The sequence below is a fragment of the Alkaliphilus peptidifermentans DSM 18978 genome (assembly GCF_900101495.1).
Classification (GTDB): Bacteria; Bacillota; Clostridia; order Peptostreptococcales; family Natronincolaceae; genus Alkaliphilus_C; species Alkaliphilus_C peptidifermentans.
Genome location: NZ_FMUS01000015.1, coordinates 77355 through 92053, shown reverse-complemented (window position 1 = coordinate 92053; position 14699 = coordinate 77355). Strand labels below are relative to the sequence as shown.

The window sequence follows — 14699 nt, the reverse complement described above, 5'->3', positions numbered from 1 at the left end:
TGAATCACATTATTTATATAATGCACAGAAGATATTATAGAGATGATAAATTTTTCGTTATATCATTATCGGAACAACTTTGACAATATTCCGATAACAAATTAGATACAGTATGGGAGAAACATTACAAGCAAGGAAAGACTAAGATTATATCTTTATGCTGCATTATATACTCCCTTTAAATCATCGACATTGATTGCGTAATTTGTAAGAATCCTGTTAGAGGACTTTGATAAACTATAAAAAGTACCTAACATATAGCACCAAAGAAGGGTTTAAAGATTTCAAGGGAGGAGATGAAACATGAAAAAGAAGAAGAGACTGGGATTGGTTATGATATTGACACTGGTTCTATCAGTGATAGCACCAGCAGGACTGCCAGTGTATGGAGATACTGAAGGAGTTACTTCTAGCAAGCATACCTTTTCCATAAATGAGGGAAATATAACCCTAACTTCAGGTACAGGAGATTTTGCTGGTATGATTGCAGTAACTTATGGAACACCGAGTGTGACACAGCATGTTTATGCAAAGGATACAATTACCATCAACGGTACAACCACATCCAATAGACTTGTGGCTAAAAGTGGTGTAACGGCTAATATGGAATTGTCTAATGCAAATATTACTGTAGGTAGCGGTTGTGCTTTTGATATGACTGGTGCTACTGTCAATCTAACCCTAACTGGAACCAATTCTTTAAAAAGCGGATTAATGCAGGCAGGTTTGAAGGTGCCAGCAGGAGCAGTCTTGACCATCGATGGGCCTGGCCAGTTGACTTCAAATGGGGGTATTTCTGCTGCAGGTATCGGAGGAAGCTGGGGTCAGGACGGCGGTATTATCAATATTGTAGGCGGTGAAGTAACTGCTCGTGGAGCCAACAGTGGAGCAGGTATTGGTGGTGGTGGTCGTGGAGTCAATAGCGGTGGATATGGAGGTACAATCAATATTTCTGGAGGAATAATCATTGCAGCTGGTGGTGATTATGGAGCTGGTATCGGTGGCGGCGCTGGCGGCAGCAGCGGTGGCACAATCAATATCACAGGAGGGAATATTACAGCAACAGGTGGAAGTGCTGGAGCAGGCATTGGTGGTGGACTGAATGGGGCAAGTGGTACCATTAACATCTCAGGCAATGCTCAGGTTTCAGCAACTGGAGGTGACCCAATACAGCATCGTCAATATGGATGGGATATTGGTTCTGGAAGCGACAATTCCAGTAACGGAAGCCTTAGAATTCAAGGAGACGGTAGTGAAAATCCCACTGTAATTTTCAATAAATACGGCACAGACACACTTGTACCCGCAGGGGTTGAAAAACCCTATACCGACTGTACTATTCAGGGTGCAGGAGCAAAAGATAATAATAATGTAAATATTGCTGGTGTATACGGACACGAGGGAAAAGAGCAGGTACCCCTTATTACTACCAATGTGCCTTCCAGTATGAAGGTGGGTGAAACCTTTGACCTTAGTAACCTGGTCAGTGGTGGAAGTAGTTTAGGGGTTATCACCTATAGTGCCAGTGGTAATGGAGTAACAGTTACTAAGGAGGGAATTGTTACTGCTGAACAGGCAGGAACAGCGACCATTACAGTAATTAAAGAGGGTGATAAATATTTTAGCCAGGCTTCTGCCATTATCGATAATATTACAGTAACAGAATTAGTAGTCTTAGAAAGCATAGAAGTAAAGGTACCACCAACAAAGTACACCTATTACTTAAACCAAACATTGAATTTAGAAGGCCTGGTAGTAGTAGGAAATTACAGCGATAATACTACTATAATCCTAGATATAAATGAAACTCATATCAGTGGTTTTGACAGCAGTGGGGTGGAGAATAAACAGGTTATTACAATCACTTATGAAGGCAATCTTGCCACCTTCACAATAGATGTTATCGCTCCATATACAGTAACCTTCGTAGATTGGAATGGAAAAATTCTAAAAACTGAAATAGTAACTGAAGGAAGTTCAGCTACACCACCTGACAATCCATCAAGGCCCGGCTATATTTTTAAAGGGTGGGATAAAACCTTTGATAACGTAACCGCTAACTTAATTGTAACAGCACAATATATAGAGGATGTACCTATTACAAAAGTAACCATTACCATAGCAAAAACAGATGTAACCACCGGAGGAAATAACGGAAGCATAACCATAACAGCATATGGTGGAAGTGGCACATATGAGTATAGCAACGATAATGGATCAACATGGCAAGATTCAAATATATTTAGGGGTTTAACTGCAGGAACATATAGAGTAAAAGCAAGAGACAGCATAGACCCAGGCAATATATCAGAAGTAAGTACCGTAACCATAACAAGTTCAGGTGGTTCCAGTGATGGAGACTCAGGAGGAGGCAGCTCAGGTGGAGGTGCTTCAGGAGGAAGTAGTATTCCAAATTTAAAGATTACAGATAAAACGCCTGAAAAATCATATGTAGGTGAAGCATACTCCTTTAGGATAACCGTCACAGGAGGAAGTGGAGGTTATAGCTTTGAAGTCACCAGTGGTACACTACCAGAAGGATTAACCCTTTCAAAGGATGGAGTAATTAGCGGAATACCAACAAAAGCAGGAACATACCAATACACCATTACAGTAACAGATAAAAATGGTAGAGTTTCAAAGCAAAGCTTCAGACAAATAATTGAAGAGAATATAGAAACAGTACAACAGGAAGAAACAACAGAAGAACCAATAAAAGATCAAGAAACAATTACACCTAAAATACACATTCTACTAACCATAGGAGAAAGTGAAATACAAATAGATAATGAAACCTATTGGCTGGATGCAATACCCTTTATTGATGGAGCCTCCAACAGGACATTGGTACCCATCAGATTCATCAGCGAAGCCTTAGGAGCAGATGTAATCTGGCTACCAGAAACAAGGCAAGTCTTAATAAAGGATGGAGAGAAAGAAATCCTTCTGACTATAGACTCAAAGGAAGTACTGGTAAATGGAGAAGCCATCATGATTGATTGCGAAGCAGCTATCTTGCCTCCAGGACGCACCTATGCACCCCTACGGTTTATTTGTGAAACCTTGGGAGCTACAGTGGAGTATGATCCAGAGATTAGAGAGATTAGTATAATTAAATAAGACATTTAGGTTAGATATTGTTGACTTTTAAACAACCTCAGACCTCAGAATTATTTCTGAGGTCTTTATTGAGTGACATACAGTGGCACACTCGAAAAGCCAAGGGGATGTTTTATTGTAATATAATGCTTAGAGGAAAAGACGAAAGAAATATTCTCTTGAAAGACTACAATCACGAAAAATTTCCTGAGTATTAGAAATCAAAGGAAAAGGCAGAATCTAAAGAATATGAATATTTATTAACGACAAATCATGTACATATGTTACTAAAAACCGAAACTGATAAAATAGGAGATATAGTTAAAAGACTAACTGTAGGTTATGCACAGTATCATAATATGAAAAGTGGTAGAACAGGCCATCTTTCTACAAAATATATAAATAACGATACCAAAGCTAATCGATTTGACTCTCGATTGCTATAAAACTGACCAAAATTATAAAATTGATCATATCAATCTGTAAAAGTTGTTGTTATACTTAATTTATGAACATCGGTCATATTTGACTGAGGGTTTTTAAAAAACTATTATGCGCATAATAGGAGGCTTTATGAAAACTAAAAAAGGCGAGGTAACACGTAATCATATTATCCAAGCAGCTGAACAGCTTTTTATGGAAAAAAGCGTTAGCAAAGTGACGATAAGTGAGATTGTACAGCGTGCTGGTGTAGCTAAAGGCACCTTCTATCTATACTTTGAGTCTAAAGATGAATTGGTATGGAACTTTATGGATCATAAATTTGGGCATGCAGATAAATGGATGAAAGAAATACTGCTAAAAGGTTATAGTGATGAAGATATTTGTGAAATTGTAAAGTACATTGTCTCTTTTGTAAAGAAGAATATAACTGTTCTAAAAATGATGCACAATGTGAGATTCCATAGCTTTTTAGGAATTAAGCGTATGGAGGAAAAATACATGAAGAGATGGGTTAAACCTTTTTCACTTTGGCTTGAGAAGGGACGTCTTGAAGGTATTCTAAAAATCAATGACTCAGAATTCATGGCCCACTATCTTATTATAACAATGCATGAATTATTTGATCGTGTGATCATGAATGAGTTACCACTTTCTATAGACGAAGTTGGCGATGAGTTGAAAATTTTAATCCTCAAATTATTAAAGTAGAAAGAAGGAGGATACTATGAAAATATTCGAAAAATGGGTAGGGCAAAAGGAGAACATTTATTTAAAATGTTTGGTCCATGATAAAAATGCACCAAATGTTATTTTTTTAATGACACCAATAGGATCCATTGAAAACGAAATAGCTGTAAAGAATTACCGTCCATTATTTGATAAGGGTTTTAATGTATTTGCTATAGATTTACCTAGTATAGGAAACAGTGTAGATGATAAATTTTCTTATGATAAAATTAAAATGGCTATTAATGATACTATTGAGTATATTCTAGAGAACTTCTCTGACTCTATACATTTATATGGTGGTACTGGTACAGGAGGAATAGTAGCACAGGCCATAGCATCAGATAAAGATTTCCCTTGTTTTAAAACCTTCAGTCAATTTGGGGTAGCAAACCATAACGACCTATCTGTTATTGGAAATAGCGCAGTATTAAAGTTTCTATATCCATTAGTAAAAATGACTGCAACGTTTTTTCCAAAACGCAGGATAAAATTTAAAGTTCCAAAGTATAACGGTTTTAATGCTGAAAAAGAAAACATTTGGTACCAAAACATGATGAAAAAACATCCAGGAATATTTGATCTACCACTTGATGTTGTTTATACTTTATTATGGCTTTTAATATCAAAGGATAGCCCAATAAAAGCTGTGCCACAGATTCCAACATTAGTTATGGCTGCTAAACATGACAGGTACTTCACCTATGAATATGTCATTAAGTATTATGAAAAATTAGGCTCTAATAAGAGGCTTCACTGGATTGATGACAGCCACTGTGTCTTTGCTTGGGGAGCTCAACAATTAGCTGATGAGGTGAATAGTTGGATTCATTCGAGAAATGTCAGTATTTAATCTGGAAAAGGTATATTAGAGGTTATTGACTTGATTGGAGTTATGTGAAGTATAAATAAAACTTGATCATTGACAATTAGCTCCCTATTGATGCTTTCCATTGCTAAGGGATGCTTTTGGGACCAGTGAAAAACTGGTCCTTTTTTTCGTTAAGTCGCAAGAAATTTTGACAAATCTAACTTACGTAGGCAACAGATTTTGCGCATCCGATGGTGGATTTTTACAACCTGAAAATTTTTCGGATATTACAGTTAGAGCCGGCTTGTCAGCTATTATTGTCAGATCGTTATGAAGCTGAAGTATAGAGGCTGGAACTGTTGGAACTATAGGACCAAAAAGCACCTCATACAGAATTTCCGCCTTGCTTTCGCCACTAACTAGAAGGAGAATTTTTTTTGCTTTCATAATACTCTTGATACCCATGGTATACGCGTGTGTTGGTACTTCCTTTATAGAATTGAAAAACCTAGAATTGGCTTCTATGGTTTTATCGGCTAGTTTTACACAATGAGTCTCTTTTTCAAAGGATGTATGTGGTTCATTGAATCCTATATGCCCATTATGTCCTACCCCCAGTAGTTGATAGTCAACACCCCCGAGTTTTCTAACTATACTGTCATATCTTTGACACTCGCTGTCTACGTTTTTTTCCATGCCATTAGGAATAAAGGTACTATTTGAATCAATATTTATGTGCTTAAAGAAGTTCTCATACATGTAGCAATAATAGCTTTGCTTATTATTTTTTGATAGACCACAATATTCATCTAAATTCACAGATTTAATCTGGGAAAAGTCCAAGTCGCCTTTTTTATACCAATCTACCAGTTGATTGTATACACCTAAAGGTGTGGAACCAGTTGCTAATCCCAAGACGCTTTTGGGATTTAGTATAATTTGAGCAGAAAGTATATTTGCCCCGACTCTACACATGGACTGATAGTCTTTTGTACAAATAATTTTCATAATTCATGACCTCATTTCTGCCAATTAGTATGTTCAATAGTTTTATTAAAAAGGATAATATCATACCAGTTAGAAGACGGTCAACTCAATTAAACTTACCAAAATCATAAGTTGTGACCATTGACAGTTTATTAATCCGGGCTATGTATTGACTATCATATAATACAAAGTATAATGGAAAAAAGAATACTAAAAGGGGAGATTTAATTGCTTAGCATTTTTAAGAAAAAAACTGACGAAAAGCCAGTAAAGATATTTGCACCCCTAAGGGGTGAAGTAATTCCAATTGAACAGGTGCCAGATCCTGTTTTTTCTCAGAAACTACTTGGAGATGGTGTTGCTATAGAGCCAACAGAAGGTGTCATTTACTCACCAGTTAATGGTGAAATAATATGTTTCTTTGAGACAAAGCATGCAATCGGTATCAAAAGTGATAATGGAGTAGAAATTTTAATACATGTTGGACTAGATACAGTTGAACTTAAAGGAAATGGGTTTACTGGCCACATTAAAAATGGGGATTTAGTAAAGATGGGTCAGAAATTGCTGGAGTTTGACATGGAGCTAATTGGAAGTAGAGTAAAGTCCCTTATAAGCCCAGTTGTAATTACAAACTCTGAGGAAAAACAGTATAATATTAAAAAAAATCTTGGAACTGTGGAGTCCCTTGACTCTGTTATCATGGAAGTAGAATAATATTAGTACCAATATAAATTAAGCCCAGTACTCGCGAATTCTTCAAAGGCGAATATCTGGGTTTTTAATTTGAGTATCCTGGACCAAAGTCACTGGAAGTGACCGAAGTAAAAACACCAGCACTTAGACTTAAACGACCAAATTGCGTTGTATAATTTTTGTTCCTGTATTACAGTAATAAACGAAAGAGAAATAATTTATTACTATTAGGGGAGTGAGTGTTAGTATGTCAAAGGGAAAAAGAGAAAGGTTTAGTGAAGAGATTCAAAGATTTGGCCGCTCATTGTTATTACCCATCGCTGTAATGGCTCCTGTGGGAATGGTCTTAGGACTAGCCAGTGCGCTAGTGCAAGGCTATATGATTGCAAGGCTTCCATTTTTAGGAAACGAAGTTCTTCAACAGATACTTATAGGTCTAAGGGATATTGCCAGTGTTATATTTAGTAATATTCCTGTACTTTTTGCCATGGGTGTGGCTTATGGTGTATCAAGAAAAGAAAAGGGTATTGCAGTTTTTTCTTCCATTGTATCTTACCTTATTTTAAATGGAACCATCAATGTATGGTTAAAAACTACAGGCAACTTAGCCCCAGCAAGCGAAATGGCCCAATTAGGTCAAGGTATGGTTCTTGGAATTCAAACCTTACGACTTGAGGCACTAGGTGGTATCATAAGTGGATTATTAGCAGCTAAGATGACTGATCGTTTTCATGAGATTCAACTACCTGTAGCTTTTGCATTCTTTAGTGGAAAGAAATTTGTACCAATTGCTTCTATCGGAGCTACAATGGGTGTTGGTCTAGTTATACCATTTTTATGGCAATACATTACAAAAGCACTAATCTCAATGTCTTCAATAATTCTAAGTGGACCGATAGGCGTGTTTATTAACATCGTAATGGTACGACTACTGATTCCATTTGGACTTCACCATGTATGGAGTTCATTACTAAGATTTACACCAGCAGGAGGTACTTACTTAATCGAAGGAGAAAGCTTTGTTGGAGTATTACCTGCACTAAACAAGATTCTGTTTGAATTAGGACCTGAGCATGAAGCTTGGGCTATGGTACCTGATTTAACAAGATTTATGGCACAAAATCAAATGCTTGTTACACTATTTATGATTCCTGCAATTGGTCTTGCAATGTACAGAACATCCTATGCTAAAAACAAACCCCTAGTAAAAGGTATTATTTTCACTATGGTATTAACGCCATTTTTAGGTAACATTACGGAGCCAATGGAATTCTCATTCTTATTCATTGCGCCATTGCTTTATGTTACATATGTAGTTTTAGCAGCTACAGGAGCAGTTGCCCTTGCTTTAATGGGTACAGCTGTTGGATATATTAGAGGAACGATTTTTGACTTTGCCATATTCGGACTGCTTTACGAAAATACTAGGTGGTACAACTTGCTAATAGTAGGTATACCTTTAGCAATAGTAACCTACTATGTATTTGCCTGGGCGATTGTAAAGTGGAATATCGCCACCCCAGGTCGTGAAGATGAAGAACTAGCTGATAACACACTGCTTAGAGATAAAAACTATGACGAAGTGGCTAGAATTGTTATTGAAGCCATTGGGGGTAAGTCAAACATTCTAAGTGTGGAAAACTGTGTTACTAGATTAAGAATTGATTTAAATGATATGCATGCTGTTGACAAGGAAAGACTTAAAGATTCAGGAACATCTGGAGTATTCTTCCCAGCTAAAAACCATATCCACATAGTATTTGGACCAAATGTTGAATTTGTTAAAAACGCAGTAGATAAACAAATGGCAGTAGACAAACAAGTACCACTTTAGTAAACGGATTAACAAAAGTTAATAAGGGGTTATAGTGGGTAAAAGGTTAGCCACTATATCCCTTTTAAAATGGATATCAAGGATTTTTTACCGAAAATAAAAAGAAATTAAAATTCGAAATTAAGGTTTAAAAACTATGAATTTGCTACACCAATAATGATATTGATTAGAATGAGCATTAGATACTAAGGAGAGTGACATACTTGAACCGTAAACCATTAGCAGTTACAATCGTTGGCGCTGGAAGTACCAGAACTCCGGCATTAATAGGCAGTTTAGTGAATTTAAAAGAGAGATTTCCTCTAAAGAAATTAGTGTTATTTGACATAGATAAAAGCAGATTAGATATCCAAAAAGATTATATTAGGCTGGTTATGGAAGAGCATTACCCTGGGGTTGAACTAACCTTCACAGTTGAAGAAGATGAGGCATATATTGGAACTGACTATGTATTTGTTCAAATGCGTGTAGGTGGAGCACCAATGCGTAGTTATGATGAAAAGATTCCGCTAAAACATGGACTAGTTGGCCAAGAGACATGTGGTCCAGGTGGCTTTGCCTATGGAATGAGATCAATTAGGCCAATGATTCATATGGTTGAAAAAGTCAGGCAATGGGCTCCAGATGCTTGGATATTAAACTATACAAATCCGGCTGCCATTGTTTCAGTTGCGTTGGATAAAGCTTTCCCTGATGATAAGAAAATATTAAATATATGTGACCAGCCCTATTCAATGATTAAATCTTTCGCAAAAATACTAGATGTAGATATGTACGATTTAGAACCGAGGTATTTTGGGCTAAACCACTTTGGTTGGTTTACTAAGCTTTATAATACCAAGACAGGTGTTGATATGCTGCCACAGTTAAAGGATTATCTAACTAACCATGAGTTTAAGCCCTTCAATGCTGAACAAAGAGATCCTTCTTGGCTAGAAACATACAAGAGAGTCAACAAGATGTTATCATATTTTCCTGATCATTTGCCAAACACCTATCTACAATATTATTTCTTCCCAAGTGAAATAGTAGCAGAAAGTAACCCTGAATTTACAAGAGTAGATGAAGCTGCTATTGGTAGGGAAGTTAAAATTCTTGATATATGTAAAAAGGCTGCAGAGCAAAATTCTTTAGAAGGTTTACCACTACTCGTAGGTGAAGTTCATGGAAATATGATGGTTGAGGTTGCAGAATCCATTGCTTATGACCTAAATAAAGTTTTTGTTGTGATGGTGAAAAATAAAGACATAATTCCAAACTTACCAGCAGATGCAATGGTCGAAACACCTGGAGAACTAGGGGCAAAGGGAGCAAAAGGTTACGTTTGTGGAGAAGTAGATGTTTTCTATAAAGCTTTACTAGAAGGCCAGTATGCATATGAAAGACTAACTGCGGAAGCTTGCTTGGAAGAGAATTATGGAAAAGCCCTTCAAGCTCTTACTATTAACCGTACAGTTGTAGATCCAAATAAGGCAAAGGCTATATTAGATGATTTAATGGAAGTGAACAAGGAGTACTGGATTTTAAAGTAAAGGGGGGATTTAAATGTTTCTGTATTCAGAGAAGATTTACACACCTCAAGGTTTTGTAAAAGGATATATAAAAATAGTTGATGGTAAAATTCATGGTATATATGAAGATACTGAAGGTAAATTTATAGACTACAAAGATAAAGTTATAGTTCCTGGCTTTATTGATATTCACATTCATGGTTGGGCTACAGGATCCTTTTGGTACGAGGGCACAGAAAAATCCCTAGAAAATATGTCCAAAGAATTAGTCAAAATAGGAGTAACATCTTATTTAGCAACCACAGGAACCGATGCTTTGGACTATATTAAATCCCATCTTGTCTCCGGAAAAGCAGCTATTGATAATTGGAAGCCTGAAAAAGGATCACAAGTCCTAGGTTTTCACTTAGAAGGACCATTCATAAATAAAGAATTTAAAGGTATGCAAAAAGAGGAGCATTGTATAAATCCTTCCATCGAAATACTTGAAGATTTCTTTCAAAGTGGAGGTAAAGAGAATGTTAAGTTAATTACCATAGCCCCAGAGCTGGAAGGGTCTTTAGAATTTATCAAGTATGTAAACAAAGAAGGCATACAAGTTTCCGTAGGCCATAGTGCCGCAGAGTTCGAAGACATTAGGGATTTAAAGGATTATGGCTTGGGTGGATTTACCCATACCTTTAGTGGGATGAGGGGCTTTCATCACAGGAGATTAGGGGTAGCAGGGGCAGCTATGTATTTTGATGATATGTATGCTGAGTTTGCTAAACAAACAGGAAAAACTGTATCCCATGAAGCATTTAAAATAATGTTTAAGCTAAAAGGTCCCGAGGGCATTTTACTGTCTTCTGACTCCACTGGGTTAGCCCATGTCAAAGAACCTTTCCACCACTATATTCGTAAATGTACATTTAGACCAGATGGTGAATATGTAAACTTAGTCTATGATGAGGGCATCTCAGAACGTATAAATAAGTACGATTACGAAAAGGTGAAAAATCTAGAGCTCAGTTATTTAGATTCAGTCAAAAATATAATTAACAACGTAAATGCTTCTATAGGCGATATTGCTAAAATAGCATCGGAAAACCCAGCAAAATACATTGGTGTCTATGATAAAAAGGGTTCAATAGAAGTAGGAAAAGATGCAGACTTACTTGTTATAGATAGTGACTGGAATCTTCAAGATGTTTTTCTTCAAGGGATTAAGCAAGAGTTAGACTAAAGCTAAACACCCAGTCCATAGTATTTTGATACTTTGAGTTGGGTGTTTCAATTATAATTAATGAAATACTACTTATTTGAGTTTATTTCGGCAGGTATAAGTAGAATATTCCTATGAATTTATTTCAAATATATGATCATTCTTTTTTTACTCATATGGTAAAATAGATATAGATTAAAATATATAAAGTTTAAAATTATTGTAGGATAGTAACTACTTTTTTAGAGGAGCTGAGATAATTGAGTTTAAATAAATTAACAGAAAGATATAACGAACTTACTGATATGGAAAAAAATATAGTGGAATATATATTGAAGAATCCCAAAAAGGTTCGTGATTCAACTGCAAGTGAACTGGCAGATGTCTTATTTGTATCAAAAACCTCAATTATCAACTTATCAAAAAGAGTAGGTTTTGAAGGGTATAGTGAACTTAAGTATTATGTAAGAGGTTATTTAGATGAAAAGAGATCCAAAAAGGAAAGCATACCCTATGAAGATATTTTAAGTAATCTAAATAGTGAGGTAAGCAACACTATATCCCTTCAAAACCCTGAGAATATAAACAAAATAGTTAACAAGTTACTAAATTCAAGAATAGTGTACATAATTGGTAGGGGGGCGTCTGGCCCAATAGCAAGTATGTTGAGCTCAAGACTTGCTTTGTTACACATTAAAGCAATACTTATAGAGGACCCAAATATAGTAGATGTACTAGGAGATTCTATGGCTGAAGATGAGGCTATTGTGGTAATTTCTTTATCTGGAGAGACTGAAAAGATTCTAACTCTAGCTAAAACTGCTAGACTAAGAAATATAGATGTAATAGCAATGACTTCATTTACCAATAATACCTTGCAGAAAATAGCTAATTACAAAATGTTTTGTTTTGCAGATCAAACAGCAACAAAGTATAATGACTTAATTTCCAGAGTTGGCTTACATGTACTGGTTCAGATATTAGTAACCAATATTAGGATTAGTCACACAGGGCAGGGAGATAACTATGAAAATACCTTATGATACAAAGAGTAAGACTATGACTATGTTATAACTTTACAACTGAATGTGGGGTAATTAATAGAGAAGAAATAGATTAAATCAAAGGGGGGAGGAATTAGGCCCTTTTTTTGTTTGGTGTTTTATGTTTTTATAAACCTACGTAGGTAGCTGAATTAGTAGTCTTAGAAAGCATAGAACTAAAAGTTCCACCAACAAAGCTCATCTATTACTTAAACCAAACATTGAGTTTAGCAGGTCTGGTAGTAGTAGGTAATTACAATGATAATCCTACTATAATCCTAGATATCAATGAAACTCATATCAGTGGTTTTGACAGCAGTGGGGTCGAAAACAAACAGGTTATTACAATCACCTATGAAGGCAAGCTTCCCACATTCACAATAGATATCGTTATTCCATATACAGTAACCTTTATAGATTGGAATGGAGATACTCTAAAAACTGAAATAGTTGAGGAAGGAAGCTCAGCTACAGAACCTATCAATCCTTCAAGAATTGGCTATATCATTAATCTTAATCAAATAGAATAGAAAACAGTACGAAGTAGATAATATTTAGTATAGAAATTAAAAATAAGAAGGATGTATAGCATGAAGGTAAGCAAAGCAGATCATCTCTAATCTTAAGCCAAAGACCTATTGGTAAATCAAAGGTTTTTCTTTAAGATGGGTAAGCAGGGAAGACCACTTGTGAAAAAAGCTTGCTGTGATCAGTGAAGAAATGAAAGTATATGTGTCCATAGTTAGACGAAACTTGAAAGAATTCTAGGCTTAATATAAAAAAGAGGAATAGAGGGATAAAATTGGTTTTTTCACTTATCGTGTTCTTTATAATAATTGTTGGCATACACGTACTAATTTTAATTAGAAAAAAGCTATACAAAGATCTAATATTTTCTATTTTATTATTCAGTATAGGAATGATATATAGTTTTGGTTTAATTTATCAATGGGAGTTACCTAATCCTACTAAGAGATTAGAAATTCTGTCGGAATCAGGATGGATCATGTTGAAAAATTATCTAATTAATAATAACTTATAAAATTTAAATTCAGCAAATATTATTTTACCCCTTCATATCTGGATTTGATAAAGTGAACCACCCAAACAATAAGTGGAATACCAATAGGAATAGCATTATAAAAAAGATGACCAACATTATAATAGTAAACTTGCTCTAAATAGTTATCATAATGAAACATTGCATATGAGATTGCAATAATAGCTTCTGGAATTATCAAATAACGATAATTTGAAAGTCCAAAAAGCTCAGTGATATTTACAAGAAGTACATAGGAAGTAAATGCTACTCTTATAAATATCCAGGTAATCCAGAAAACAATTATTATGATATCTAATCTTCCTAGCCCTTCAAAAACAACTGTTCTAGACATCGTTAAGAGAGGGTAACTTAGATCGGCTAGTGGTTTTGGACCAAAAACCATAAGAGCAATAAAAGAAAAGGCTAATAATATTAATCCACTTAAACCAATTGCCAGTATGGTATTTTTCTTTAATTTAGCAGGGTTATTTACTGAGGAAGTAACCCCTGCAAAAAAATAACCAATGGTTAACCAACTCATAGCAGGGATGATTGCTAAAATATGGTGATTGAGACTACTTTCGTTAATAGGTAGTAGATTTTGAATATTATAATTAGGATAGTTGGCAAACATAATTACTAGAAGTGCCAATAATCCAATAGGAAAGACAAATTCCGAACATCTACCAATGACTTCTAGTCCTTTTCTGACACAATAAGCAACCAACAGGGAAAATAGGATCAAGTTAAAAGCGAGGGGAGTTTCAGGCAAGAATATATGAAAGAAATTTCCTAGTTCAAGTAGCCCCCAGCTATGTAATATGAAAACATAATATAAAAAGAGGATACTAAAAAACTTTCCTATATATTTGCCCATAATCAACTGACTATAGCCTATAAATGACATATTAGGATACTTTGAACCTAAATCTGCTAAAGGTAAATAGCATAAAAGGGCAGTAATACAAGTGGCTAATATGAAAGATAGCCAAGCAGTTTGACGAACAAGTGAAGTTGTTTCTCCTCCAGGGATATAAAGCACAGTTGTTGAGAGGTTTGTTAATATGATTAACAATATTAATTGATAGCCAGAAATCTTATACTTATTATGCATTAATGATAGCTCCTTATGATGGTTTTCAATTTAATGATCTTCAAATAGTTATAAGTGATCAAAAATGCGTATTAAAAAAATCAAGTTCACCTTTGATAAATAAAATAAATATTGTGTTTTTATCTAATTATCTTAATAAACTTATTTTGAGATTATAATAGACTAAAATATATTTGACTTTAGTGTAA

At 35.2% G+C, this 14699-nt stretch carries 11 protein-coding genes; 9 read left to right on the top strand and 2 right to left on the bottom strand.

The features are described 5' to 3' along the window. Nucleotides 1–303 precede the first annotated feature (303 nt). The 3 genes from BLP68_RS22275 (at nucleotide 304) to BLP68_RS11865 (ending at nucleotide 5122) form a co-directional block, all read left to right on the top strand. Nucleotides 304–3120, top strand: coding sequence for a stalk domain-containing protein (locus BLP68_RS22275; RefSeq protein ID WP_091543789.1), 2817 nt, complete (start codon nucleotides 304–306; stop codon nucleotides 3118–3120). A gap of 552 nt (nucleotides 3121–3672) precedes the next feature. Beyond that, nucleotides 3673–4251 (top strand): TetR/AcrR family transcriptional regulator, encoded by a 579-nt coding sequence (locus BLP68_RS11870; protein ID WP_176758994.1) that lies wholly within the window; start codon nucleotides 3673–3675, stop codon nucleotides 4249–4251. A 16-nt stretch (nucleotides 4252–4267) separates the two neighbouring features. Next, nucleotides 4268–5122, top strand: coding sequence for an alpha/beta hydrolase family protein (locus BLP68_RS11865; RefSeq protein WP_091543784.1), 855 nt, complete (start codon nucleotides 4268–4270; stop codon nucleotides 5120–5122). 180 nt (nucleotides 5123–5302) lie between these two features. On the opposite strand, the gene nagB is transcribed toward BLP68_RS11865, so the two are convergent. After that, the gene (gene nagB / locus BLP68_RS11860; RefSeq protein ID WP_091543783.1) at nucleotides 5303–6088 is read right to left on the bottom strand and encodes a glucosamine-6-phosphate deaminase; all 786 of its coding nucleotides are present in this window, start codon (nucleotides 6086–6088) and stop codon (nucleotides 5303–5305) included. A 207-nt stretch (nucleotides 6089–6295) separates the two neighbouring features. Here nagB and BLP68_RS11855 point away from each other — a divergent pair, with 207 nt between their 5' ends. From BLP68_RS11855 to BLP68_RS11830, 6 genes are all read left to right on the top strand, one after another. Beyond that, nucleotides 6296–6784, top strand: coding sequence for a PTS sugar transporter subunit IIA (locus BLP68_RS11855; RefSeq protein ID WP_091543781.1), 489 nt, complete (start codon nucleotides 6296–6298; stop codon nucleotides 6782–6784). Between the two features lie 226 nt (nucleotides 6785–7010). Next, entirely contained in the window at nucleotides 7011–8597 is a 1587-nt protein-coding gene (locus tag BLP68_RS11850; RefSeq protein WP_091543778.1) for a PTS transporter subunit EIIC, read from the top strand. A 203-nt stretch (nucleotides 8598–8800) separates the two neighbouring features. Beyond that, nucleotides 8801–10129 (top strand): family 4 glycosyl hydrolase, encoded by a 1329-nt coding sequence (locus BLP68_RS11845; RefSeq protein WP_091543775.1) that lies wholly within the window; start codon nucleotides 8801–8803, stop codon nucleotides 10127–10129. A 13-nt stretch (nucleotides 10130–10142) separates the two neighbouring features. Next, the gene (nagA, locus tag BLP68_RS11840) at nucleotides 10143–11333 is read left to right on the top strand and encodes an N-acetylglucosamine-6-phosphate deacetylase (protein WP_091543773.1); all 1191 of its coding nucleotides are present in this window, start codon (nucleotides 10143–10145) and stop codon (nucleotides 11331–11333) included. Between the two features lie 239 nt (nucleotides 11334–11572). Continuing rightward, nucleotides 11573–12355 (top strand): MurR/RpiR family transcriptional regulator, encoded by a 783-nt coding sequence (locus BLP68_RS11835; protein WP_091543771.1) that lies wholly within the window; start codon nucleotides 11573–11575, stop codon nucleotides 12353–12355. A gap of 170 nt (nucleotides 12356–12525) precedes the next feature. Further along, nucleotides 12526–12885: a bacterial Ig-like domain-containing protein gene (locus BLP68_RS11830; protein ID WP_091543768.1), complete on the top strand. Its 360-nt coding sequence runs from the start codon at nucleotides 12526–12528 to the stop codon at nucleotides 12883–12885. A gap of 531 nt (nucleotides 12886–13416) precedes the next feature. Here BLP68_RS11830 and BLP68_RS11820 read toward each other — a convergent pair. Then, complete coding sequence (locus tag BLP68_RS11820) at nucleotides 13417–14511, bottom strand: GerAB/ArcD/ProY family transporter (protein ID WP_091543765.1); 1095 nt, start codon at nucleotides 14509–14511, stop codon at nucleotides 13417–13419. Between the last annotated feature and the right edge of the window lie 188 nt (nucleotides 14512–14699).